Genomic DNA, 24,703 nt, shown 5'->3' with positions numbered 1-24,703 from the left:
ATTTCTATTAGGATTTTTAAACCGATCCAAGGATCTGTTTTAAATCGGATATCATGTTATCCCATAACATTTTTCCTTCCTCAATTTCATCTTCTTCGGCAAAATCGGTAATCATTAACGATACGTCTTTGGTAATATCATCAACCTGGATACGAAGTTCAAAAAAATAAGGAGTGTCTTCTTCATCAACCCATTTAAATTTGATTCTTTCATCGCTCTTTTTGCTAACCAGCTTTGCTTTTTCTTCACTTCCTTCCCATATAAAAGTGAAAAATTCCCCTCGGGAATTAACATTATCGGCATACCACTCGCTTAAACCCGAGGGTGTTGAGATATATTGGTAGAGTAATGAAGGAGAGGCCTGGATAGGAAACTCCATTTCGTATTTTACCTTTTCTTCCATTTTTGATTAATTAGTTTCGGGCAATATAGATATTAATTGGAAAGATTAAAAGAAATCAAAATAAATATTTCTCAAAATAATATTTGTGTCAAAATAAATTAATTTTATATTTGCACCCGCATTCACAAAAAGCCGAAAGCGTACGTGAATCAAGGCCTGAGCGAATTTCAGGTTTCTTAATGAAAGTTATGGCGAGGTAGCTCAGTTGGTTAGAGCGTCGGATTCATAACCCGGAGGTCCCGAGTTCAAATCTCGGTCTCGCTACTAGTAAAATCAAGGCTTTCGAGAAATCGAGAGCCTTTGTTTTTTTCACTTAGTACAGAATAAGTACAGAATGGTCAAATTTCTTACCGTTAATTTAGTCTGGTGCGCTTTAATTTCATTTTCTATCAAATTTAATTCTAGAAAAAAATGTCATGAATGGATAAATTTTTTCTGAAACAAAATTATCCATCTTTCTCACCTATTCATTTAATCTATACTTGTGTAAAAAGTTGCTGAAGCGAAAAGTATCATTTATTTTTTTTCAATCCTCCTCCCCTTGCCGCTTTCTTAAATTATAATAGGCAAGTGAATAAGGGTATATCGAATTTCTAGGTGATCGAACTGCAGTACACAAAATGATCATTCTATTCTAATGGACATAGTATTTTAGATACAGAATAATTTCCTCTTAGTTCCAAAAAAAATCATTAATGCTTAAGCCTAAATTCATGAATTTCATTTAAATCTATTCCTTATCAAAAATATTTAACTTCAAATTACATTATTAAGACAAGGATTTTGGCTCTAGGTACTAATTGTTTATAGAACCTTTGCCTACATTAAACTGGTAATAGACAATTAGTGGGTTTTACCATATAACTAATTTCAATTAATAATCTGATTTATACGATCAACCTCTAAGATTTAAAATAATGTTCGAAAACAGGTATGCACGAATTTGGATTAAGGACAATATTCTTTTTCTTGAATATAAACCTAATCTCATTTTAAATCTGAAAGAAGCTAAGAGAGTGGTGTCAGACCGCATGGGACTTCAAAAGAATAAAGCATTCCCGGTTCTATGTGATCCTAGTGGAATTTTAAAATCAAACATTGAAACATTAGAGTATCTCTCAAGAGAAGGTAGTCTCCTTATCAAAGCATTAGCTTTTCTCACCAAAAATCCGCGCTCCTTTCTACTCAGTAAATTTTATGTAGAAACTCATAAACAGGAAATCCCAACAGCAGTTTTCGAAAATAAATTTCAGGCTTTAAATTTTCTGAAAAAGAAACAAAAGAAAAAATAAATGAAAATATCATGGATCGTGAGTTCAATAGAGAAAGCCTCCAGGCCATTTATCGAATGCTTCTCGAAATGGCTAAAGGAAATTTTGACTTTCAAATAGAATGCACCAATCGTCATGATGAGTTGGAAGGTCTGATGCTTCTTTTAAACTTAACCGTTCAGAAATTAAAAAAGAATAGAAATCAGTTCCTTTGGCTTAATAAGGATCGTGAATTTGTAAAGATTCAAACAGCATGTTTCCTACTGGATTCAGATTACAGGATTGTTCACTTTCAATCTGAAATGGAATATCTTAAAGAAAAATTTGAAAATTTACCTGAGGGAGAAAAATTTTCAGCCTTTCTTACCGAGGAGTCCAAAAATCAGTGGAGTAAAAGTATTATTAATCTTAAAGACAAAAAACAATGGTTTTTAATTCTTCCCCTGAATTATTCATTTCAAAAATCATTACAGTTTAGTCTACATTCGGTAATAGCAAAAGTTACTTGCAAAAAGTCTGAGTTTTATTTGGTTTATTCTTCCCAACCCAATTTGGAGCAGAACAACCTTTTCAATGTTCCAGAAATTAAATCTAATGATACTATTTCAATTTGGGATCAGCAACTTTTTCAGGATATACATTCTTATATAGAGAATCATCTTGAAAAGCCATTAATTTCTTACTACGATTTAGCTTCACTTTTCAATACTAACGAGCATAAAATAAAGGTAGGCTTTAAAGAAGTATATGGATTAACTCCTTTTCAACTCCACAGGGAGAAACGAATTGAACGTAGTAAAATCCTTATCGCTAATACAGATTTATTCTTAACCGAGATAGCAGAAAAAATGGGATTTTCTACCTACCCTCAATTTTCAAAAACTTTTAAAATCATCACGGGAATTTCACCAAGAACTTATAAAAAATAAGTTAACTAGTAAAATTCCTCCTTTTTTGATAACAAATTGTTCGCTTTCGACAAGTTTTATTCTCCAATTTTACTTCATGATAAAGAGAAAAGAAAATGATTGGTTGGAAGGAATTTATAAGAGAGTTTACCCGATATGCATTTATAGTATTATTCCTATATGCAGCTCTTTTCAAATTAATAGATTACCAAACATTCTATGACAGATTATTAAATAGCCCGGTTATACGTGGAGAGATTCAGGCGCAATTGATTTCCGTACTCCTACCGGTATTAGAATTGACCACAGCCGGGCTTTTGATAAGCAAATCATACCGGAAAACAGGTATTTATTTAGCCTTTATTCTAATGCTTCTTTTTACCATCTACATAGCAGGGATATTACTATTTAGCCAGGAAATACCCTGCTCCTGTGGAGGAATTATAAATGATCTCACATGGAACGAGCATTTGATATTTAATATTGGCTTTTTGTTATTAGGTGCGATGGGCATGTATTTAGAATCCAATAGACATAAAGCTTTTTAAGAAATAGTATTGCGCAATGCTAGGATAGAACGCCTGGACACCAAATTGGAACAGGCACATTGTTTAATTAAAATTGTATTATCATGAAAATTTTTAAATCCTTAATGCCAGTAATGGCATTGGTAATGGCAGTAGGACTGGCCTTTGCTAATAAGGCAGATGTACAGTCTAATGGCTGGGTTGAAAGGAATAATATGCCATATCAACTCCAAACTGACCCCTGTAATTCAGGCACCCAGGAACTCTGTAAGGTGAGCTTCACCGATGATCTTGGAACAATTCATCAGGTATATACAACCTCTGATTTACAGACACCAAAAAAAGATGGTAGCGGAGTATATATTCTTTCCGAATAAATATTCTTAGAAAGGTAGCCCCGGTATTTACCCGGGGCTTTTTTTAGCTATTTATAATTTTAAGGTTTTATCAGAATTGCCAGTTAAAATTAACCGGTCTTCCTCTCTTAAATATTTCAAGGCTGTCTTTTTTAAATCATTAGCACTAAACTGGTTAAGATATTGTTCTACTTCTTCTATTTCGGCTTTATCCAGATCATGTCTATAATGATCATAAAGCCTTCTCTGCACGGCTAAATTTGTATTTTTATATCTAGCTCCCCATTTAGGAAGATAAGCCGAGTTCTTAACGGTTCGCAAGAAGTTCTCTGAGACAAGTTCTGTTCTTAAGTCATGGAAGTAATCCTTACTTCCCTTAAGGGCTTTTTCAAAATCTTCTTTATTACTATCCAGTAAAATTTGAAACCGAACGGTGTTATTTTCAAAATCTACGTTGGCAGTTCCTGCCGAAAAATAAATACCAAGATTTTTGTTGAAACGCAATCCTTTTGATTTAAGATCCAGAGCTTGTTTTAATAATTCTATTTGCACCTCTTCTCTAAAATCTCTCGATTTTAATTTACTTTTAAATTGAATAGACAATAAATGATTATCTACTTTATAAGGTATTTGAAAATGTCTCAATTTGGTATTCGATGTCGTGGAGCTCATTTTACTTTCTTGCGATTCCGGGCATTGCATAGAATTCTTTGTATTTGGAAGATTGCCCAAATACTTTTGAAGCATAGGCAGAATATCTTTCTTTTTAAAGTCTCCAGTTATTATAAAAGTGAAATCTCTCGCATTAGTATGTAAGGCTTTGTATTTCCTATAAGCATTTCTATAATTAACCTGTAGGCTATGCTGGAAACGTTTTCCACCTCGTGGAATTTGTAGAATATTATTTTCCCTATTAATAAAATCAAGAAAATCATAGTTAGGGTTTAAACTTCTCCTTGAGCTTCGCTCCTCTTCCAGTTTCCAGTCTTCAAATGCATCTTTATCAAATCGCGGGCTGGTGAAAGAGAGATAAATCAATTGAAGTAATAATTCCATATCCTCGCTGATGACTTCGGCCTTTACACCTGTCTCATCTGGATCTATATAATCTACAATCCCAAAAGGAAAACTCGTCTTGGAAAGTAATTTTTCAACTTCGAACTTATTATAGTCCCCAGCACCAGAATTATGGATAATGAGCGGGGAAATCATGGTTTCTATTTTCTTTGAATCAAGACAGTCAGCTCCATAAGGACTGAACCCGTGGACCATTATTTTATCTTTGTATCTACCTTTCTCAGGTTCTAGATCTTTAAAAATGATTTTTAAGCCGTTCTCCAGTACAATAATGTCTTCATTATACTCCCCAAACGTTCTGTCTAAAATTTTAGCTTCATCCAAACTCGAAACTTGGTCTGGAGACATTAATTGAAATGGGGCTGTTATTGGCTTATATTGAACCGGGTTCTCTAACCCATCATCAATCCATTTCTCAATCCTGGGTCGCGTAAACAAATTTCTATCTATGTTCTCCGGTAGAATAATAGCTATATCGGTAGGATGCCAGTTATTTGAACTAATTAAATTGTTGATTGTTTCTAATTTCAGATTTTTTAAAAACTCAATTTGGCTAAGGTTTCTACTAGTGGACAATGACTCATCTTCTACTATTATTTTTTCTAGTGCCTCAGCCCACGCGGCCATCGAATTATGATCCAACTCCTTTAAATATTCAATTTTATTACCTACTATGAATTCCCATTCATCATTCTTAAATCCATATTTGGAAATTCCTGCTAGCACACTGTAAACTTTACGAACCACTTCTTCAAAGGAATCTCTGGATTTGATGACTAATCTTATTGCGGACAGGTCTCCATCAGGGAAGATTGTGGTAGAATAATCTACACCATACTCCAATTGTTCATTCTTCAATCTTTTATCTATCATGGCAGACAGGAGTTCCCACAGCAGATCATTTTCTTCAAGTTTAAAATCTTCAAAGTAAATATCAGGATTACGAAAATAAAATTGAATACTGGTTTTTGGTACCAACTCTTTAGTGACTATAGAAGTTGATGGCTGAATAATAAATTTCCCCGGACTATCAAGGTAATTTTGGTCACAGTCTTTTCTTGGCCTGACCTCTCCTCTAACTGCAAGATCTTCAAATTTTTCCTTGATTTTCTTTTCAATTTGATCAACGTTCTCCATATTTCCTATTACTACCAGACCCATAAGATTGGGCCTGTACCAGTCATGATAATATCGTTTTAATGCTGCCGTTGAAGAATTCATGATTGCAGCTTTTGTATCTTTTGGATGAGGAGCATCATTGCACCCCGTTAAATAATAAAATATTTTCCATTCAGGGTACACCATACCAGGATCCCTCGAATCAATTTTCTCTTGATAAATGGCTTTCCGCTCCCCCTCGACTGCCTCCTCTTTAAATAAAATTTTTCCGGAAGCGATATCATGATAAATTGAAAGTGCCGTATCAAGGGCTTTAGTCACCTCCTTTGGATAACGAAAACTGTAGTATGCCTTTTCTCCGCCTATCGTCGCCCTCAGATCCTGCGGTTTCATATTAAGTTGTGAATAAAAATCAGGATTATATCTTAAATCAGGAAAATTTTCAGTGGCCATAAAAGATAGGTGCTCTAACAAATGAGCTAAGTTATACTGATCTTCATCTTCCTGGCGGGAACCTGCCCTAACTATCAAGTCAACATGAATTTTTTCCTCGTTCCCCTCTATTGGTTTGATGAAATAGCGAAAACCATTTTCCAATTGTCCAGTCCTAATTTCACTGCTTGTAAGATCAATATTATTACCATCTTCAATCTCCTGTGCTGTAAGAAACTGAGTCAAAAATATAAACAGGATTATATTTATTTTTTTCATATTTAAAGGATGTTAATAGCCGGGGTTCTGGGTGAGGTTTGGATTTTTTGTTCGTTCTTCAAAAGGAATGGGAAAAAGATTTGCGGATACCGTCCACTGTGAATTCTCTTTGTCTTCTAAAACTTCAGTTTCCCCGAATCGATGTAAATCAAACCATCGGTGCCCCCATTCACTAAATAGCTCTCTTCTTCTTTCTAATAAGACTTCAGCAATCAGTTCCATTGCTGTTATGTTCTCTGTCGATTCAATAGTCGCTATACCTGCCCTGGATTTTATTTTATTTAAATCCTCTATGGCACCTGATAAATTTTCCATTCTTGCTCTTGCCTCGGCACGGATTAAGTATTGCTCGGCAACGCGAAGTACCATGGAATACTCTGCAATGGGGCCGCCGGAAGCATCATATTGGATCTTATATTTATTAGGATAGTAGAGAGTATCACTCTCAGCCGCAAAAGGATTAATCCAGCTTTCGTATCGTGCATCTTCTTCTTTTGAAAATATATCCACTAAGCTTTCTGATAGCATTACTAGGTTATAAGAAGTTGGAGTTTTAGTCAATAAATTGCCATCACGGGTATGGGTAAAACTATTGCCCCAGCCTATTGGAGATATTTGCCAGATGGCCTCACGACTATTGGCTAAAAAGACTTCGTTAAGATTTTCCAGAAGTTCATAGCGAGAAGAAGCCTCTATCACCCCTGTGCTATAGCTCTCGGCCTCCTGCCAGTTGCCTAAGTACAAATGCACTTTTGCCAGTAATGCGAAAACTGCAAATCGATTCACCCGGGTACGTTCATTCGCGGGATAATCTTCATTTAGCAGCAATGCTGAATCTTCTAAATCATTTAATATTTGACTACGAATGACTTCTGTCGAAGTTCTGGAAGCAATTGAGTTTTCTTCATAGTTAGTGTCCAGGATTAAGGGCACTTCTCCATAAAGATTTATAAGGTAAAAGTAAGTGAAGGCACGTACAAATTTAGCGCTTCCTTCAATTTCACTTATTATTTCCTCATTTAATGAATTATTTCCTTCTACCCCATTTAACAAGGCATTTGCCTGGTAAATAATATTATAAGCTCCAGCCCATAAAGTGAGATTCGAACTATTTCCGGGAGATAGCTGGTTCTGGTGAAATTCCACCAGATCCTGGGTAATGGTAGTTAATGAATAAGTATCCGCTGAAAGTGCTCCAAGAAAACTAACCGATTGACTACCCCCGTTGGCAAAGCTGGTATTGAATAACTGGTTAAACATCCCCTGCAATGCTGTTTTAGCTGTCTCGTCATTTGTAAAGACAGCCTTACTGTCTAACATGTAATTGGGAGTGTCAACTTCTAAAAAGTCTTCGCATGAACTCATAAAGAGAATACCTGCAAAAAGGATGAGTCCCCCTACTATTTTATTGATTTTCATAATTGTATGGTTTATAAATTTATTTGTATTCCACCCGTGATACTTTGAAGTACAGGAAGGGCTAATGATCCCGGACTTTGCGGGTCGAGACCCTCATAATCTGTTATCGTTAAAAGATTTTGACCGTGCAGGAAGAATTGTATGCCTGTTAATGAAGTATTTTGTAGAATAGATTTAGGAAGCTGGTATCCCAAAGAAAGAGTTTTTAATCGCACATAGGAAGCATCTACAATACCATAATCACTGGACATGGCATTATTATAAGCGATAAAACCTGTAATTGACTGAGTTGGCCTTTGTATAAAGCCGTCTCTTCCATCAACACTTCCCTGGTTAACATTTCCTAAAAAGCCCGGCACTCCTCTATAATATCGCCTGCCCTGTTGTTTGACAAATTCAAGTAAAAAGTTCAGGGAAAAGCCTTTGTAGTTAAACTGATTATTAAAACCTCCATAATATTCTCTTCCCAGATCTTTTGAAATTACCCGGTCGTCAAAATCGTATCGCCCATCTTCGTTCACATCGCGAACCTGAAAAAACCCTGTTTCCGGGTCTATCCCTTCAAACTCATAAACATTCGCAAGATTTAACGGCTTGCCTATTCTATATGCATTGGCATAAGCACTTTCTTCAAGATCATCAAACCTGATTAATTTATTCGAAGGCAGCGTAAGATTGAAAGAACTTCTCCATTGAAACGCATCCGTTTGCATATTCAATGTGGAAAATTCAATCTCCAAACCTGTATTCTGGACCGTGGCCGGTAGATTTGCCTCCACAGTATTAAAACCTGTGATAGCAGGAAGATTATACCCCACAAGCTGGTTTGAAGATCTGTTCCTATACCAGCTCAGGTTTAAATTTATTCGGTCTTTCAGGAAACCAAGTTCCACGGCCGCCTCGATCTTTTTATTAGTTTCCCATGAAAAGAACGGATTGGTAAGCCGCACCGGGTATAAGCCTCCGGGCCCGGGAGTAGACTGATAGGTCTCCAGGTAGCGATAATCACCTATTTGATCATTTCCCGTGACACCATAGCTTCCCCTAAGTTTTCCAAAACTTAAGAAGCGAAGATGGTCCTGTACAAATTGACTGTTTGAGAATATCCAGGCCCCTCCTATAGCGCCAAAATTGGCAAACCGGTTGCTGGGTCCAAAACGTGAAGACCCGTCCCTTCTTCCTGTTAAGTTAAGGAAATAGGTTTCCTTCCAGTTATAGCCCAAACGTGCAAAAACAGCCTGATATTTATACTCCTGGGTTTGGTCTTTACCTATGCTTAAGGCATCTGCTGCATCCAGGTTACCAATCAGGTGATTGTTGGCATACCCTGTGGCATTAATTATATGATTTGAATCTTCATTTTCCTGGAAAGTGGTGCCAATAAGGACATCTAAATTATTATTACCAATGCTTTTATTATAAACCAACTGAGGTTCTGCTATCCAGGATCTTCTATTTACAAAGGAATGCTGGGAACGATTGGATACGAAATTCCAGGCAGCCGGGTCATAAATTTCCCTGGGAAGTAAAATATCTTCCCTACTGTTAAGAAAAGTATATCCCAAATTAGCTTTAAGAGTCAAGCCTTCAAATAGCTCGTATTGCAATCCCAGGTTAGCGATTAAATTATTTGAAAGTGATCTGCCATCACCCTGTAAAGAGGCTAACGGATTTTGCCAGGTTGAATTTTCCCAGTTTAAACTCCCATCCTCCTGGTATAATTCAGGTGCATTGGGTGGTAAATTAAGCGCTGTACTAACGAAGTTATTACTACTGAAAAGATCATTATCATTGATCCCGTAATTGGCTGAAAAATTAAAACGGAATTTCCTATTTTCTGACTGCCGATTAAACGAAACATTCACTGTTTTCTTTTCGAAAGAATAATCTCCCGGGAATACACTACCCTGTTTAAAGTAAGAAGCTCCTATTTTAAAGGAAGTATTCTCCCCGCCACCTGAATAATTTAAGTTTGCATTAAATGTGGGAGCCGAATTTCCGAATAGTACGTCCTGCCAGTCGGTATTTCGATCCTGGTCCCACACCAAAAGATCCCCTGCATTGGAAGCTGTTGGCTCCACGCCGTCATTTTCAAAGGCCTGTCTTCTAAGTTCCAGGTACCTGGGCGTATCTAAAAGATCTACAAAATTAGAGACACTGCTCACTCCGCTATAAACCCTTGCTTCAACCCTATCTTTTCCACCGGTAAACTTTCCTCCTTTTGTGGTAATTAAAATAACTCCGTTTGCACCCCGAGAGCCATATATAGCTGTAGCGTCGGCATCCTTTAGGATCTCGATACTCTCAATATTTGAAAGGTTGAGACCGCTTAAAGGATCTGTGCCTGTACCTGCAATAAACTGGTTAATGGAGTTCACCGGTCCTGAATTCACCGGCATACCGTCTATGATATATAGAGGAAGGTTCCCATTATCACCTAGGGAGTTTCGCAGGCTATTCTGTCCCCTGATGCGAACTACAGGTGCCACGCCCGGAATCCCGTTGGGATCGCTCACTTCGAGACCTGCCACTCTTCCCTGCAAAGCCTGTAACGGGCTTATCACCGGCTGGTTATCGATTTCTTCTGCCTTAACACGTGAAATGTTACCCGTACTCTTCCTGGCCGTGGTATTGTAATACCCGGCATTGATCTGGACCTCATCCAGCGAGGATACGTCTTCTTGTAACGAGATATTAATAAGGGTTTGATTACCTACCGGTATTTCTTGGGATTTAAACCCGAAATAGCTAAAAACGAGTGTATCGCCACTGGCTGTCTGGACATTATATTCTCCTTCTTCATTGGTGACCACCCCTATAGGTTTATCTTTGATAAAAACACTTACTCCTTGAAGCGGTTTACCCGTAGGGCCGGTTACTTTCCCTGAAACTTGCTGCTGGAAATGGGCAGGAATTTTAAATGACGGCGTTGCCGCCTTGGCCTGGGACATGGCTAAAATTACCAATAAGCCCATGGCTAACAGGAACATGATAAGGATCATGCCCCGCCTGTAAAAATTTTTCATAATTTTACGGTAGTTAAAATGAAACATTAGTTTTATTTAAGCTTAGGCCTTCCCTGTTGGACTGCAATCTCAAGGGAAGGCTTTCTCGCTTTTACCCGCCAAAACGAGTGTTCATCTTTCTTTTCTTTTAAGCATTTTTTTAACTGACTAATACAAATTTTTGGAGCAAAAAAAGCATCCTGTTATCCTGATATTATATACCCAGCCACGCTTTCCCAACTGGAGGAATGCAGGCTTCCCACCCAACTACTGCCTGGAATAGGGTCCCTGCAGTAACCCACGGGATTGTAAAATTCCCTGTCCCGTTTACAGGAATTAATGAATACACTTATAAAAGTGCCGGCCACCCTGGCCATTAATAAATTTTTTTATTTAGTTAATGAATGCGAGCTTCTGTGAAGAAACAAAAGCTTTGAAAAAGAAAAGTTACCGCATAAAAAAAGGCGTGGTTACTCAACTTATCGGATTGTGGTACTGGTATACCTTGGAACGACAAGTAAGCCCACGCCCGGGTCGTGAGCATTTACACTTATCATCTCGTTCCTTAAAAATTACCAGTTTTCAATCCGAGATTCAAAGCGAATGCTTCTAATATTTTACTTTAAGAAGTTTCGCAAAAATATTAATATTAACCAAATATAATAATATAATTTAAATATTACCGAATGCGGTAATAAAAATTTTCTAATGATCCTTCAAATTGCAGAAAACCTGATCATGAAGGATAACAAAACAGAAGAAATAAAAGCTCTTATAGCTAGAAGATTGAAAGATTTAAAAGGAGATACTCCTTATAATGTGATATCGGAAAAATGTAACACTACCTCTGCACGTATAAGTGATGTTGCTAATAATAATATAGATTGTCAACTTACGACTTTGATAGATATTGCAATCGGTTTGCGGGTTTCTCCAGCTAAGTTATTAGATATAGATTTTAACTTTGAAGATTACTATCGGAAGCTAGACGGAAAATGATTTGGTTTAGAAAATTTAATGCTGAACTCTTTAATTTTTTTGAAATACTACAAAGGGCAACTCCGATAAATATTAAATTGAATTATCAGGATGAACGAATATAACGTTATCCTTTGCTGTTAATAAAGTCATTAAGTTTTCATCTATCGGCGAGCTATCTTTAGCTTTTATAAGCAATGTTATAAGGCGGGATGATAAATTACCATTTCCAACGTAAGGAAATTCTTCAATTCTAGTCACGTTATGGAAGTCCTTAAATGAAGTATGATGAATATATAAATCAAGTTCTTTATCATTCCTATAAAGAATTGCTGTGTAAAGTTTTTCCGGTAATTCAATATTTTCTAGTAATTCAAAACACAGCATGGTTTTTTTTAAGTTCTTACTACAATCACATTTAATTGTTTTACCTAAAATTAAATTTTCATTTTTGATACAAATTTGATCAAAGATAAAATTCAGCGCTAAATTATCTACTTTATCATCTTCAATTGTTTCGGTTAGATTGAATACTTCAGAGTTTTGAGCGCTAATTTTTTTAATATTAAATGTTTCAGGTTTTACCAGACCATTATTATCAAATACTTCATCAATGGCTTGCATTCTATAGCCTTTTTTTCCACAAAAAGATTTATAAAATTGATTGTCATTTGTTAAAAAAACTGAATGCGATTCTCTAACCATATCCTGGGGAAAAATACTTGATAGTAGAACTAAACAGTCTTCTTTAGAAATACGTGAGGACAACAATAATTCTTGATGTGGATGCCATAAGCCTTGATGCAATATATTGTCCTCATACTGGATGCCATAATCATCGTTGAGTTTTGTAAGTTCCGCTTCAATATCTAATTTTATGGATTCATAACATTGCTCATAATCTAATTCTGGCGCTTTAAATTCGTTACGGTATTTTAGCGCTGAACTAAAGTTCATTTTTCCATTAGTTGAACTATATAGTTTACGCAAATAATGTTCTAATTTTCTAATTCCTATATATTCGAACGTAACAAAACGAGAACAAACTATATCCACAAAGGGTGAATTTTTTAAGCATTCATAGAATCTTGTAAAACTTGGATAACTGTCATCAATTAAATAAGCTAATAACTGTGTATCAAGGGCCACTTTAATTTTAAATGCCGGATCTACGGTGTTAAATTTTGTCATTTTGCCTATTTATTGTAAATGACTTTTTGCAAAGTCAACATCAATTAATTTGATATCTTTTTCATCAGCAGCTCGCTCTAAAATAAAATGTAGTTTTCTTAAGGCCAATCGGGGTAATTCTCCTGAAGATTTATTTACTAAATCTAAAGCCTCCTCAGTAAAAGGTTCATATGTTTCGCTTGAATCACGACTTAAGTTCAGATAATTGATTACCAGTTTTCTGAACTGGTCAGCGGAAAGTCTTTGAATATTTATTTCTCTATCAGTTAATCTATCGGCTAATGGAGGAGAAATTTTTCTAATATCTTCTAATGCTGTTCTGGTTAAAGCAATTAATAAGCACCATCTTCTCTCTTTATCAATTAATGCTCTCAAATTGTAAGCATAGGAATCACTTTCTTTTTTTGTGAGTCTACCAGATGTAATATCTTCAAATTCGTCGACTAAAAGATAAAACCTATCGAAGCCTTGATCCCGAACAATATCAATAATTGCATTCAATAATTTGACTACCTTATTATTAAGATACTTGCCAGTTCCTGAGGTTATAGTTTCCCATGTTTTACTTACCCCAAAATCTTCCGCAATAAGGTTATAGAAATAATCTGCTATAACAGCATCATTGTTTCTTTTTTCTAAAATCTGAAGGATAATTGTTTTGAGAGTTTCGTTTAATTCCGAACGTGATTTCTTGTTATTAATTTGATTCAGAAACGCATCTAAAAATGCTTTGTGATTCGCTTCATTTTCTACAGAAAATGGATCATTTTCATCACCAAACATTTTTCCTTGTGGATTGGCTAAAAATTTCGACAACTGGACTTTATAGTTATTATTAGTGTTTTTAATTTCATCTATAACTTGGGTCCATAAGTATTTTTTAAACTGCTCTTGACCAATGTTTTCAATTATAGAACCTATTAGCTGAGAAAGTGTGGTTCCTGGATTGTTAATATAAATAGCAAACGCTTTTTTACTTTTACTTTGAATAATAGACTTTGCATATAATAGTAACTGAGTTTTTCCTGTGCCATAATCTCCTGTAATTGTTCCAATTAATTTTTGGTCTTCTTCATTAGAAGCATATAGGGAATCTGCAATATAATCTACTATTTGGCGATGAACAATATCATCTATTGGGGTAAGGGCCTTGGTCTGCTCAGATGATTCGTTAATATTTGCTGTACCTGATTTAGGAAAAGGGTTAGATTTCAAATTTAATTTTTCATATCTATCCTTGTCGCTTTGGTCTTCCCTATTTTTTAAAATTTCGTTTATGTCTATTGTCATTTCCTTATTATAAGATGTGAAACATAGCTATCATTAATAATTGGATATAAATAAGTTGCTGCCTTTACTTTTTCCGCGCTATTTTTTCCTTTTACAATAAAGACTGCAGAAGTTCTCTCATAAGTCAACTCATCGTTTTCCAGAATTTGTTGAACTATGAAATTTTTTATTTCAAAAACAGAATATCGAAATTCTTTGGCAATCTCAAAAACCAATTCAGGTATTAAAATTTGACGACTCCAGAATTTCTTTCTTTCTATAAAGGCTCTTAGGTCAAAATAATTAAATGGCTTTATAAAATAAGAGATTGTGATATCCTTATTATTTTGAGTTTTCAAATTTATTGAGTTTAGATTGAATTTATCCATTATACCTAATGTAGTTCCCCATTTTAGAAAAACCTCAAAGAATCTCATCAGATGTGTTAAATCCTCATCAACAACATAGACATTACGAATATTTTCTAATTTAAATAAAATTTTGTTAAAAAATTTGTCGTCTTTAGTGGCAAACAATGGAATAGAATCCTGGACAAGCTCTTTAAGAGTAATAGATTCAAATCGATTATGATTTTCCTGACAAGGAAATAGATACCAACTGGATATTTCTTTAAATCTGAAGTAACTAAAGAATATATCTCGAAAATCTAACAAATCATTTTGTGACAATTCTTCTCCAATTTCAGAATCCTCAAAAACTTCTTTAATTATTTTATTTTCCTGATCAATTAATCCAAAATTTCTTAATGCATTTACATATTCAAGATTTTTTCTTTTTGACCATTTATTGCTAAGATCTGGTATCGTTTTTAAATAAGCATCTCTAATTTTTCTATTATCTAACTTTGTATGAGGGTAATTTTTAATTATTAGATAAATGTCTTTTATCGGTTGTAGATAATAAACGTTTGAATACGACCATCCTTTATTATACGTTTTGGATACTAAAATGTCATCCAAAATGGGAAGTTTTATAACAGGTAAACTTGATATGTCCTCAATTGTACTATTCAAGCAATAAAATGTTTTCTGATAATTTTAAATTATGTCGATGGGTAAGAGATTGCCATTTTGTTCCCCTTTCTCTTATCTTTATAATTTCAAACTTATTAAATCCACAATTTTTTGCAATCTCACCTAAAACTTTAGTGGTATCTATAAAAACTCCATAGGGAGCCGAATCTCCCAAAACTAAATAGGCCTTACTACCCTTCCTTAAAACTCTCCGCATCTCTAAAAAAACTTGGTACATATCTTGAAAATAATATAATGCAAGAATGTGAAAGCTTTTTTTGCCTTTGCGAGTCTTACTAATAGTCTCGATTTTAAATATATCCTTTAGAATATTATCCATTACTATTCTATTGTTCAAATAAAAATCTTCACGTTTCCATTTCTCAATTTCAAATTCAGACTCCTTATAATGAGTGGTCGCACCAGTAACAAGGTTTTTTCTTACTTTTTCTGTAATCTCATTCCAGTCATTCGTGAATCCAAAAAAATGAGAGCAAACCTTGGAAACTTCTCCATAATCCAAATTGTTTAAGTATGGAGGTGAGGTTATACAAATGGAACATGACCCATCATTAATATTTTCATTTTTTCTTCTGGAATCGTGCAGAAATATTTCCGTTGTTAGTTCCTTTTCTTTTACAAATTCTAGATCCTCTTTCATTTTAATTACAGTATTCTTGAAAGTATCAAGAGCAGATAAAGAATTATTTAAGGTCTTACTTCTGGAAATATACGGAATAGCGATCGGATGTATACTTACTTTGTGCAATGATTGAGTAAGGGCCAAGTTTAAAAAATAGGTTAATCTCTCATCACTTACATTTTTACTAATATAATCTCGAATAAAATAGAGTTGATATAGATCGCTTTCGGAATATAATGTCTTAAGCAATTCATGATAGTTATCCTTGTAGGTTCCATTATCTAAATCTCTTTCTAATTGGGTTAAAAATCGAGTAATTTTACTAATATCAACAGACCAATCCAGTTTTCCTTTGATAACATTATAGAGTAATTCCTGACCTTCATTACCAACCGCTTTAATTCCATTTTTTTGAGCTGAAACCAAAGTAGTGCCACAACCTGCAAAGCTTTCATATATGCAATCCTTTGAACCTAGTTTTTCGGCTTCGATAATTTTTTGAACCAATTTATATGAAAAACCGGCTGTGAATCTATACCAATCATGAATAGGGCTATTCCGGTTATCTTTCGCAGTTCCAATATCCCGATGTAAATTAACTAAACTCATGATTTATTTTTTATATGCGATATTATTTGAAAATATATAGATTACTAATTATAATGAATTTCAGTTAATCCTTTTAAAGTTTAAAGCGTAATTTGAGAGCAAATTACGTGAAAATTTTAGAAGTAAAGATTAATCTGGAAACTCTATTGAAAATATGGCCTCAATCAAGCAACTAACTACATCTGAAAGATATCTTTAAAAATAAGTTTTTTGAATTATCACATTTTCTTTTTATTAATTTTATATTTATTCTCTTCTTTTTTAATAAGTATGATTTTAAAGCCTTCATATCATCACTAATTTTTCTATTCACAATCTTAGCATAATGTTGGGTGGTTCTTAAATCTTGGTGCCCCAGCATCTTACTTACAGATTCAATCGGAACTCCATTGGTCAATATAATAGTAGTTGCAAAAGTATGCCTGGCGAGGTGAGTGGCAAGGGGTTTATTTATGCATATCTCGAATTACTCCCATATGCTAAGACAAATGACTGGTATTTTACGAAATTCGTTATTTTATATCAGTATTACAAAATATCGCGTATCGCGATACGCGATATTTTTTTATTGTATATTGTTTTATAAGCATATAATGCATATTATTGCATATCGAGATATACAATAATTGTGAACAAACCTTCTTTAAATCAACTAAAACCTCAGGATTTGCTGGTGCTGGCAAAATTAATTGTCAAGGATGGCTCTGATTATACTCAAATGGAATTAGCCCAGACTTTATATATGAGTCAATCAGAAATTAGCAGCTCTATTTCAAGATCTGTTTATGCTGGTCTCCTTTTCAAAAAAGGAAAAGAGGTTAATCGCAAATTATTTTTTGATTTTATAAAGTATGGTCTCGCAGTAGTTTTCCCTCAACATCCAGGTGCTATTGTAAGAGGTACTCCAACTGCTCATAGTGCCCCCCCACTGGCTGCCGAAATAATGAGTGATGAAAAATTTGTGTGGCCTTATGCTAAAGGAAGAGCAAGAGGCCAAAGTATAATACCCCTGTATCCAAGCGTAAATCAAGCCATTGTTTTAGATTCCAACCTATATGAAATACTGGCTTTAATGGATGCTGTACGTGCAGGTAGAGCACGCGAAAAAAATATAGCATTAGAATTCTTAGAGCAGCGTATATGTTGAAGAATACATTAATTAATAGAGCCGCCACAGTAAAAATAGCTGAAGCTTTAGGAGATTTGAATAAAGAAGTAGTTTACGTAGGCGGCGCGATGGTAAGCCTCTATATAGATGACCCTGCCGCCGAAGATATCAGGCCTACCAAAGATATTGACCTCACTTTTCAACTAGCCACCTTTGCCAAACTCGAACAACTTAGGGAAACATTAATAAGCAAGGGCTTTACTCAAAATGCTGAAGACACAGTGAATTGTAGGTTCAGATATGAAGACGTAAAAGTAGATGTAATGTCCACAAAAAATATTGGATGGGCGCCATCCAACCCATGGTTCGCCAAGGGCTTTGAAAAAGCTATTTCTATAACCCTGGATGATGTAACTATAAAAGTGCTCCCTCTTCCCTATTTTTTAGCAACGAAAATGGAAGCTTTTCTCGACCGTGGCATAAAAGATATTTATGCCAGCCACGACCTGGAAGATATAACCTATTTATTCAATTATACCAGTGATATAGACAGGCAAATCCTAAAGGCCAACAATGAGGTAAAGGAATATTTAATGGAAAAAATAAAGTTCTTACAAAGCAATCGTAAAATTTCTGCTGCCATTCATGGTAGCTTGTATTACAGCGAGGCAGATGAGCGCATGGAAATCATACAACAACGTATGCGGAATATAATTGAAGGCTAATGGAAATTACATGGAATTCACCATGCTTATAAATAAAACTCAATTACGAGCATTACCTAATATTCACAGCGATATTGAAAAGTATATTAAATATCAGGTAAGGTAAGCTCAACTCGGGTTTTAAAACTAAGAATGCTCCCTCCCTTCAAAAAAATATAAAGTATAAAAGGTCTAACCCATCCCATTAACAAAGGTTTCAATAAAACCTTTGATCTTATCTATAATTCTTTCTGAAGAAGTCTTTCGTTCTCTAAGACCGGGTTTTTTATTCATTGTATCAATTACTTCATCTCTTAAGGGTTTCTTTTCAGTAAAAAGATAATTGGCTATGACCCTGTTTAATTTTGCCTGGTCTAAGTTCTCTTCCTTGCTGATGCCTTCTAATGCCTTTTGTTTTTCAGTGGTCCAGAAAGATTCAAACTCTTCAGGAATATTCTCACGATCTCTTATAAGGGGTAAGTTTTCGGCAATAAACCTTTCGATCAATTCCTTTTTACTTCTCAATTGGGTTTCAGAAGCCATCAAATCTGAAATCTGTTTTTTCTTTTTAGCGTGATCAGCAGGACCGGAATCCTTTAGATCTGCCAACAATGTGAGTATATAAACTACATTGACCTCATCCCTGTGAATAAGCTCCACTTCGAAATCTATATCATCAAGTATCGAAACTTTCTCGTTGCTTTTATGGTTTCGAACCTTATCTCTTATATCTAAATATTTACTCTTATAATCCTCAAATGTTTGTTCATCAATATCGAGGTCACTAAAATCAAATTCAGTAAAGGTGGTTAGTACATTTTTGATACGGAGCAATTCACGGAAAGCTGTAACAAATTCTAATTCCTCGTTTTCTGAAGGTAGTTCATTCACACCTTGAACCGTGGGAGCAATCTCTAATAATTTCCTAACGGACTCATCAAATTTAGTGATGTAATTCTCATAAGGTTGCAGAATAATATCTTCTATAGCATCCTTATTAGAAAATAATGTGATGGCTTCATCAGTTGCTTTTTTTAGATTCCGGAAAGATACGACGTTACCCTGCGATTTGAGTTCGTTAAGGATCCTATTTGTTCTTGAATAGGCCTGAATTAAACCGTGAAAACGTAAATTCTTATCTACGTAAATAGTATTAAGTGTCTTACTATCAAATCCGGTAAGGAACATATTCACTACAAGCAAAACATCCAGTTGTTTGTTTTTTACCTGTTTCCCAATATCTTTATAATACGAATAAAAGTCACTTGTCGAATAGTTTCGCTGAAACATTTCGTTATAATCCTGTATGAAATCATCCAAATATTCCCTGCTATGTTTACTATCATATTCGGAATTTTCCTCAGCAGCTATTGGTAGTGCCCTCGGATCTGTTTCTATCATTCCAGTCGCTTCAGAATCTTCCTCATTAGTCTGGTAAGAAAAAATAGTTCCAATTTTCAGGTCATGTTCTCCATTTAGCTTTTTCTGGTTAAAGAGCTTATAATATTTAATTAAGGTATCCACATTGGCAACGCAAAATATTGAGGTGAATCGCTTCCCATGCGTTTTGCGAGAATGATTATTTATGATATAATCTACAATACCCTCCAACCTCTTAGGTGCCTCCATTACCTCGGCCTTATCTATAGACTCTACATCAATATCTACCACTTCATTTTTCTTTCTGAAAGTGCTTATATATTCAATTGAGAATTTTAAAACATTTCCATCCCGAATAGCATCGGTAATAACATATTTATGCAGGCATTTTTCAAATAAATCTTTCGTTGTACGCTTTCCCAGTTCATTTCTATTTGCATTATCAGCAAAAATTGGTGTTCCGGTAAAACCGAACATTTGTACATCTTCAAAATAGTTTTTTATTCTATTATGCGTATCTCCAAACTGACTACGATGACATTCGTCAAAAATGAATACCATTCGTTCATTTTTGAACCTTTCCATCTTTTTTCTGTAATACTGTTTATGAATGGAAGTATTCAGTTTCTGAATAGTTGTAACTATGATTTTCGTATCATCATTGAATTGACTAACCAAAGATTTAGTATCATTAGTGCCGTCAATACTGCCGCTACTAAAATGATTGAATTCTTTGATGGTCTGGTAATCCAAATCTTTTCGATCTACTACAAAAACTACTTTCTTAACCTCTGGGAGATTTGTTAAGATCTGGCTGGTTTTAAAGGAGGTTAGGGTTTTCCCGGATCCGGTAGTATGCCATATATAACCATTTTTCCTACTGGTCTTCACTCTTTCAACAATAGCCTCAACAGCATAATATTGATAAGGCCTTAGAGCCATTAGTATCTTTTGGCTTTCATTCAACACTATATATTTTGTGATCATCTTAGAGAGATGACATGGCTCCAGGAAAACATCAGCGAAGTCGCTTAGCTGTGTGATCTTTTTGTTTTCCTTATCTGCCCAAAAGAAAGTTTGTTTAAAGTTTCTCGCCTTTATAGGGTTATTTGCATAATATTTTGAATTCACTCCATTGCTTATTACAAAAAGCTGAATGTACTGGAACAATCCCTTCCCTGCTTGAAAACTATGTCTTTGGTAACGGTTAGTTTGGTTAAAAGCTTCTTTCATTTCCAAACCCCGTCTTTTTAACTCAATCTGACAAAGTGGAAGTCCATTTATGAGGATGGTGACATCATAACGGTTTTTATATTTACCCTCCATTTTAATCTGGTTGGTAACCTGATATTCATTCTTGCACCACTGAACCTGGTTTATGAGTTCTAGGTAACCGGTCTCACCGTTATCCTTAGTAAAATCTACCTTGTCACGAAGTATCTTCGCTCTTTCAAAGATATTCCCTTTACTTATTTTATTCAATACCTGTTGAAATTCCAGCAGAGAAAGCCTGGTATTATTATGTTTTTCTAACTGGAGTTTCAGGTTCTCTAAAAGGTCTTCTTCTGTTTTTAACTGAATAGATTTATATCCCAATCCAATCAATTGAGAAATAAGGTTACCTTCTAGAACCTGTTCTGGTTCAGTAGTCATTATTAGATGTATTCAAATTTGATAGTGGTAAGGTATAATTAATTTTAGAAATAGATTTTGAAAAACATATCAATCATTTTAATGATCGGAACATTTGATTAATTGCTTTTTTCTTCTGTTCTGTATTGGGATGAACATACAAATTCAAGGTAGTGCTTATGTTAGAATGTCCTAAAAGTACACTCACAGTCTTATAATCGCAATTACTTTCTATACATCTGGTTGCGAAACTATGTCTTAAACCATGAAATTTTAAATGCGGGATTCCCAAATCCTTCATTAAGTTCTTATAATAGTTTCTGTATGTTCTAGGCTCAGTGGGTTTAGACTCATTAGTTAGTACAAAAAATGAACTATTGACTACTTTCTTCATCGGTTTTAGAATTCTTAATAAATCACTACTTAAAGGAATTTCTCGAATTGAATTCTTAGTCTTAGGACTATCAATAATTAATTCGGTTTTACGAACACCATTTTCAATAGAATAGATACGTTGAATTGTTTTATTAATGCTTACCATTCCATTAATTACGTCTATATCTTCCCACCGCAAAGCGCAAACCTCACCAATTCGTAAACCAGTGCTTAAACATAAATATACTCCCAAGTTTCGAAAGGTAAAATGATCCTTTATATGATTCATAATTTTTTTTTGATCTGCCCGACTTAGTACTTCAAGCTGCTGATTATCCCTTACAGTAGGAAATTGTATATCGAAAGGTTCATAGTTCAAATACCCCTTCTTTGAACCGAATTTGAGTATCATTTTTAGAACGATTAGAATGTCTTTAATAGATTTTTGGCTAAGTCCTTCTTTTAATTTTTGAAATACAAATTCCTGTACCTCAGCTTCCGTAATCTGCCGATTTTCTCCAAAAACCGGTATAAGATGATTTTCTGTTAAGAGTAAATAAGCAGAGATAGTAGACTTTTTTACAAGTTGCTTTTTCTCTTGCTGCCAGCATTTACTGATTTCTAAAAATGTTTTTTGATTGGTCATTTCTTGATTTTATGTTAAAACTTCAAATCTAAAACATGACTATTTAACCTTTGGGAAAATAATTCGAGAAAGTTCCAAATTTGAGATTTCCAGAGTATGAGGATGACTGGCAGGAGAAAAAAGTTATCGATATAGCTCCTTTACAAAGGGGTTTCGATTTACCAACAAAAAAAGTAGAGAAGGGAAAATATCCCGTGGTTTATTCAAATGGTATTTTAAGGCACCATAAAAAATCAAAAGTAAAAGCACCTGGAATCGTAACCGGACGTTCGGGTACTATTGGAAAGGTCACATACGTGGAAAGGGATTATTGGCCACATAATACATCTCTCTGGGTAACAGACTTCAAAAATAATTATCCTAAATTTATTTACTTTTTCTATTTGAACCTTCACTTGGAGCGATACAACGCAGGCTCAACTGTTCCCACATTAAATAGGAATGATGTCCACTCATTAAAAAAAAGAATTCCAAAATTTATAGAACAACAAAAAATCTCTTCTTTTCTCACAGCTATAGAGAAACGTATTGAAACCCAAAACAAAATAATTAAGGACTTAACCGTATTAAAAAATTCATTAAGCAAGAAGTTATATAAACAAAAAATGAAATTTCCTGAATTTAAAAACGACTGGAAATTTTTTAAACTGGGAGAAATGGGAAAATTTTTCTCGGGAGGAACTCCTCTAACATCGAAGAAAAATTACTATGAAGGGAATATTCCCTTCATAAAATCTGGAGAAATTAATGCCGAGAAAACGGAACAATTTATTTCTAATGAAGGATTGAAAAATTCTTCAGCAAAAATGGTGGAACCTGGAGATTTAATTTTTGCCTTATATGGAGCTACTAGTGGAGAAGTGGGAATTTCCAAGTTTAAAGGAGCTATAAACCAAGCCATTCTTTGCATTAAGACAAATATAGATAATGGTTTCTTACTTTACTATCTACGAACGAATAAGAATCGGATTCTAAAAACCTACCTGCAAGGAGGTCAAGGAAACTTATCTGCTCAAATAATTAAATCATTGAAAGTTCCTGTTCCTAGTAAGGAAGAACAGCAAAAAACCGCCTCTTTATTATCTTCTCTTGACAGAAAAATTGAACTCGAAAATAAAATCTTGGAACAATATATTTTACAAAAAAAATATTTTCTACAGCACCTATTTATATAAACATGTTTTGAAGCAAGTATTGCTTTTGTTTCTTGTACTGTTGTAATAAGTATTTTTCTGATTTAATTTTTTCATCGAAAGAAGAAAGAAATTTTAAAATTTTAGTTTGTTCGGCCAAACATGGAGTTTTTATTTTTATCTTTTCAATTGTACTCTTTGATAAACTTGGTACACCCGTAGCTTCATTGTATTTTTTCCAATTTATTTGAAGGAAAAGATAATAAATGAATTTAGGAAATACTTGTTTAAATGAATGGGTATAAAACAGAGTGTCAACAGTCCAGAATTTACCTTTCAAGAAAACAGGTTTGTCAATAGTACCTTTTCGTCCAATACCTACACTTTCTCCCTCATATAAAAATCCCTCAACTGAAGTCATAAAACCTCCTGTACCAAATACAGGGATATTACCTTCCTTTAAATGTTTATAATCCCTGCCGCTACCGATTTCCAAAACATCCTCCAGTTTTACTTTTTTCCAATCATTGCATCTATTCCCATCAACATTATGAAAGCGTAGCTTTTGGCTAAAAATCTTTTTTCCTAGACCTTTCATTAAGGATTCTAAATTTTCAATTATTTTGATTTGGGCTTTTATCCTTTTCTCAATTAAATTCAAAAATGAGCCTATCTTATATTGTTCATTTATTGTAGGCAAAGCAATATTTAATTTGGAGAGCTGTTTTGCATATAAATGAACAACAGAAGAACCTTGTGCAATTCTACCTATATTATTCTTTTTTTTATTATTTAAGTAATACGCCAAAAAATTTCCATAACTATTTGTTTTTATAATATTTAGGTCTCCTCCTAGCGCGACACCCGATTTTTGGACACAAGAAGCTTTTGCAATTTCAATAGAAGACTCACCGGAGGAAGGAATGATTATATCATTTTCCTCGCTAAGTATTAAATTATCTGGATTCAAATTAGTAGTCGAAATAACATCTTCAATTACCTCATCATAATATGTATAAAGTTCACCATACCGAATACAATCTGTTTTACCCTCTATAGAAATATCATTTTTTGAGATTCCTTTACCTTTTTTAAATACAGCTATATCACCCAAACGTGTTCTCACCCATTCCTCCTTAAACTCAGGAAATCTCAAATTTGGAACATTATTGTTTTTTTTACCTTCTTCCTTCATAGTAGACATT

General features: G+C 34.4%; 19 protein-coding genes, 1 tRNA gene and 1 pseudogene. 9 read left to right on the top strand and 12 right to left on the bottom strand.

The annotated features are described in order from the left end of the window. Positions 1 to 16: 16 nt before the first annotated feature. Entirely contained in the window at positions 17 to 403 is a 387-nt protein-coding gene (locus GRFL_RS15395; protein ID WP_083645439.1) for an START-like domain-containing protein, read from the bottom strand. 190 nt (positions 404 to 593) lie between these two features. Between GRFL_RS15395 and GRFL_RS15390 the strand changes: the two genes are divergently transcribed. From GRFL_RS15390 to GRFL_RS15370, 5 genes are all read left to right on the top strand, one after another. Then, positions 594 to 667, top strand: a tRNA-Met gene (locus GRFL_RS15390). 653 nt (positions 668 to 1,320) lie between these two features. Further along, a complete protein-coding gene (locus tag GRFL_RS15385; protein WP_083645438.1) occupies positions 1,321 to 1,695 on the top strand; it encodes a DUF7793 family protein in 375 nt (124 codons plus the stop codon). Positions 1,696 to 1,706: 11 nt separating this feature from the next. Continuing rightward, positions 1,707 to 2,603 carry a helix-turn-helix domain-containing protein gene (locus GRFL_RS15380; RefSeq protein WP_083645437.1) on the top strand — a complete coding sequence of 299 codons (897 nt, stop codon included), beginning with the start codon at positions 1,707 to 1,709 and terminating at the stop codon, positions 2,601 to 2,603. A gap of 95 nt (positions 2,604 to 2,698) precedes the next feature. Next, entirely contained in the window at positions 2,699 to 3,130 is a 432-nt protein-coding gene (locus GRFL_RS15375) for a MauE/DoxX family redox-associated membrane protein (RefSeq protein ID WP_083645436.1), read from the top strand. Positions 3,131 to 3,213: 83 nt separating this feature from the next. Beyond that, entirely contained in the window at positions 3,214 to 3,486 is a 273-nt protein-coding gene (locus GRFL_RS15370) for a DUF6520 family protein (protein WP_139839255.1), read from the top strand. 51 nt (positions 3,487 to 3,537) lie between these two features. Here the strand turns inward: GRFL_RS15370 and GRFL_RS15365 are convergent, their stop codons facing one another. Genes GRFL_RS15365 through GRFL_RS15355 form a run of 3 tightly spaced genes read right to left on the bottom strand, consistent with a single transcriptional unit; the run spans position 3,538 to position 10,817 of the window. Then, on the bottom strand, positions 3,538 to 6,372 hold the full coding sequence (locus tag GRFL_RS15365; RefSeq protein WP_083645434.1) for a M16 family metallopeptidase: 2,835 nt from the start codon (positions 6,370 to 6,372) through the stop codon (positions 3,538 to 3,540). 12 nt (positions 6,373 to 6,384) lie between these two features. Then, complete coding sequence (locus GRFL_RS15360; protein WP_083645433.1) at positions 6,385 to 7,791, bottom strand: RagB/SusD family nutrient uptake outer membrane protein; 1,407 nt, start codon at positions 7,789 to 7,791, stop codon at positions 6,385 to 6,387. A gap of 11 nt (positions 7,792 to 7,802) precedes the next feature. Beyond that, positions 7,803 to 10,817, bottom strand: a complete 3,015-nt coding sequence (locus GRFL_RS15355; protein ID WP_083645432.1) for a SusC/RagA family TonB-linked outer membrane protein — start codon at positions 10,815 to 10,817, stop codon at positions 7,803 to 7,805. Positions 10,818 to 11,504: 687 nt separating this feature from the next. Here GRFL_RS15355 and GRFL_RS15350 point away from each other — a divergent pair. Further along, on the top strand, positions 11,505 to 11,795 hold the full coding sequence (locus GRFL_RS15350; RefSeq protein WP_083645431.1) for a hypothetical protein: 291 nt from the start codon (positions 11,505 to 11,507) through the stop codon (positions 11,793 to 11,795). A gap of 72 nt (positions 11,796 to 11,867) precedes the next feature. Here GRFL_RS15350 and GRFL_RS15345 read toward each other — a convergent pair whose 3' ends face one another. From GRFL_RS15345 to GRFL_RS15325, 5 genes and pseudogenes are all read right to left on the bottom strand, one after another. Beyond that, on the bottom strand, positions 11,868 to 12,965 hold the full coding sequence (locus GRFL_RS15345; RefSeq protein WP_083645430.1) for a hypothetical protein: 1,098 nt from the start codon (positions 12,963 to 12,965) through the stop codon (positions 11,868 to 11,870). 9 nt (positions 12,966 to 12,974) lie between these two features. Beyond that, positions 12,975 to 14,255: a BREX system ATP-binding domain-containing protein gene (locus GRFL_RS15340; protein WP_236995815.1), complete on the bottom strand. Its 1,281-nt coding sequence runs from the start codon at positions 14,253 to 14,255 to the stop codon at positions 12,975 to 12,977. Next, on the bottom strand, positions 14,252 to 15,214 hold the full coding sequence (locus GRFL_RS15335) for a hypothetical protein (RefSeq protein ID WP_139839256.1): 963 nt from the start codon (positions 15,212 to 15,214) through the stop codon (positions 14,252 to 14,254). Before GRFL_RS15335 ends, GRFL_RS15340 begins: the two co-directional genes overlap by 4 nt. Positions 15,215 to 15,260: 46 nt before the next feature. Further along, positions 15,261 to 16,520 (bottom strand): methyltransferase, encoded by a 1,260-nt coding sequence (locus tag GRFL_RS15330; RefSeq protein WP_083645428.1) that lies wholly within the window; start codon positions 16,518 to 16,520, stop codon positions 15,261 to 15,263. Positions 16,521 to 16,692: 172 nt separating this feature from the next. After that, positions 16,693 to 16,974 (bottom strand): annotated as a pseudogene (locus GRFL_RS15325) (tyrosine-type recombinase/integrase); the annotation flags it as partial. 174 nt (positions 16,975 to 17,148) lie between these two features. Between GRFL_RS15325 and GRFL_RS15320 the strand changes: the two are divergent. Beyond that, the gene (locus GRFL_RS15320) at positions 17,149 to 17,667 is read left to right on the top strand and encodes a hypothetical protein (RefSeq protein WP_083645426.1); all 519 of its coding nucleotides are present in this window, start codon (positions 17,149 to 17,151) and stop codon (positions 17,665 to 17,667) included. Continuing rightward, entirely contained in the window at positions 17,661 to 18,353 is a 693-nt protein-coding gene (locus tag GRFL_RS15315; RefSeq protein ID WP_236995814.1) for a nucleotidyl transferase AbiEii/AbiGii toxin family protein, read from the top strand. The genes GRFL_RS15320 and GRFL_RS15315 overlap by 7 nt, the downstream gene beginning before the upstream one ends. Positions 18,354 to 18,524: 171 nt before the next feature. On the opposite strand, the gene GRFL_RS15310 is transcribed toward GRFL_RS15315, so the two are convergent. Continuing rightward, complete coding sequence (locus GRFL_RS15310) at positions 18,525 to 21,365, bottom strand: type I restriction endonuclease subunit R (RefSeq protein ID WP_083645425.1); 2,841 nt, start codon at positions 21,363 to 21,365, stop codon at positions 18,525 to 18,527. Between the two features lie 73 nt (positions 21,366 to 21,438). Beyond that, positions 21,439 to 22,365 (bottom strand): tyrosine-type recombinase/integrase, encoded by a 927-nt coding sequence (locus GRFL_RS15305; RefSeq protein ID WP_083645424.1) that lies wholly within the window; start codon positions 22,363 to 22,365, stop codon positions 21,439 to 21,441. An 80-nt stretch (positions 22,366 to 22,445) separates the two neighbouring features. Between GRFL_RS15305 and GRFL_RS15300 the strand changes: the two genes are divergently transcribed. Then, complete coding sequence (locus GRFL_RS15300; protein ID WP_083645423.1) at positions 22,446 to 23,540, top strand: restriction endonuclease subunit S; 1,095 nt, start codon at positions 22,446 to 22,448, stop codon at positions 23,538 to 23,540. Here the strand turns inward: GRFL_RS15300 and GRFL_RS15295 are convergent. After that, complete coding sequence (locus GRFL_RS15295; RefSeq protein WP_218919542.1) at positions 23,533 to 24,693, bottom strand: restriction endonuclease subunit S; 1,161 nt, start codon at positions 24,691 to 24,693, stop codon at positions 23,533 to 23,535. The genes GRFL_RS15300 and GRFL_RS15295 overlap by 8 nt on opposite strands. Positions 24,694 to 24,703 lie beyond the last annotated feature (10 nt).

Source organism: Christiangramia flava JLT2011 (assembly GCF_001951155.1).
Taxonomy (GTDB): domain Bacteria; phylum Bacteroidota; class Bacteroidia; order Flavobacteriales; family Flavobacteriaceae; genus Christiangramia; species Christiangramia flava.
This window is presented reverse-complemented; position numbering and strand designations above follow the sequence as displayed.

Excerpts from the sequence above, each read along its gene's own strand:
- GRFL_RS15395 (WP_083645439.1), bottom strand. The coding sequence starts at position 403 with ATGGAAGAAAAGGTAAAATACGAAATGGAGTTTCCTATCCAGGCCTCT.
- GRFL_RS15340 (WP_236995815.1), bottom strand. The coding sequence starts at position 14,255 with ATGACAATAGACATAAACGAAATTTTAAAAAATAGGGAAGACCAAAGC.
- GRFL_RS15305 (WP_083645424.1), bottom strand. The coding sequence starts at position 22,365 with ATGACCAATCAAAAAACATTTTTAGAAATCAGTAAATGCTGGCAGCAA.
- GRFL_RS15310 (WP_083645425.1), bottom strand. The coding sequence starts at position 21,365 with ATGACTACTGAACCAGAACAGGTTCTAGAAGGTAACCTTATTTCTCAA.
- GRFL_RS15370 (WP_139839255.1), top strand. The coding sequence starts at position 3,214 with ATGAAAATTTTTAAATCCTTAATGCCAGTAATGGCATTGGTAATGGCA.
- GRFL_RS15385 (WP_083645438.1), top strand. The coding sequence starts at position 1,321 with ATGTTCGAAAACAGGTATGCACGAATTTGGATTAAGGACAATATTCTT.
- GRFL_RS15295 (WP_218919542.1), bottom strand. The coding sequence starts at position 24,693 with ATGAAGGAAGAAGGTAAAAAAAACAATAATGTTCCAAATTTGAGATTT.
- GRFL_RS15345 (WP_083645430.1), bottom strand. The coding sequence starts at position 12,965 with ATGACAAAATTTAACACCGTAGATCCGGCATTTAAAATTAAAGTGGCC.
- GRFL_RS15375 (WP_083645436.1), top strand. The coding sequence starts at position 2,699 with ATGATTGGTTGGAAGGAATTTATAAGAGAGTTTACCCGATATGCATTT.
- GRFL_RS15330 (WP_083645428.1), bottom strand. The coding sequence starts at position 16,520 with ATGAGTTTAGTTAATTTACATCGGGATATTGGAACTGCGAAAGATAAC.
- GRFL_RS15315 (WP_236995814.1), top strand. The coding sequence starts at position 17,661 with ATGTTGAAGAATACATTAATTAATAGAGCCGCCACAGTAAAAATAGCT.
- GRFL_RS15360 (WP_083645433.1), bottom strand. The coding sequence starts at position 7,791 with ATGAAAATCAATAAAATAGTAGGGGGACTCATCCTTTTTGCAGGTATT.
- GRFL_RS15355 (WP_083645432.1), bottom strand. The coding sequence starts at position 10,817 with ATGAAAAATTTTTACAGGCGGGGCATGATCCTTATCATGTTCCTGTTA.
- GRFL_RS15380 (WP_083645437.1), top strand. The coding sequence starts at position 1,707 with ATGGATCGTGAGTTCAATAGAGAAAGCCTCCAGGCCATTTATCGAATG.
- GRFL_RS15350 (WP_083645431.1), top strand. The coding sequence starts at position 11,505 with ATGATCCTTCAAATTGCAGAAAACCTGATCATGAAGGATAACAAAACA.
- GRFL_RS15365 (WP_083645434.1), bottom strand. The coding sequence starts at position 6,372 with ATGAAAAAAATAAATATAATCCTGTTTATATTTTTGACTCAGTTTCTT.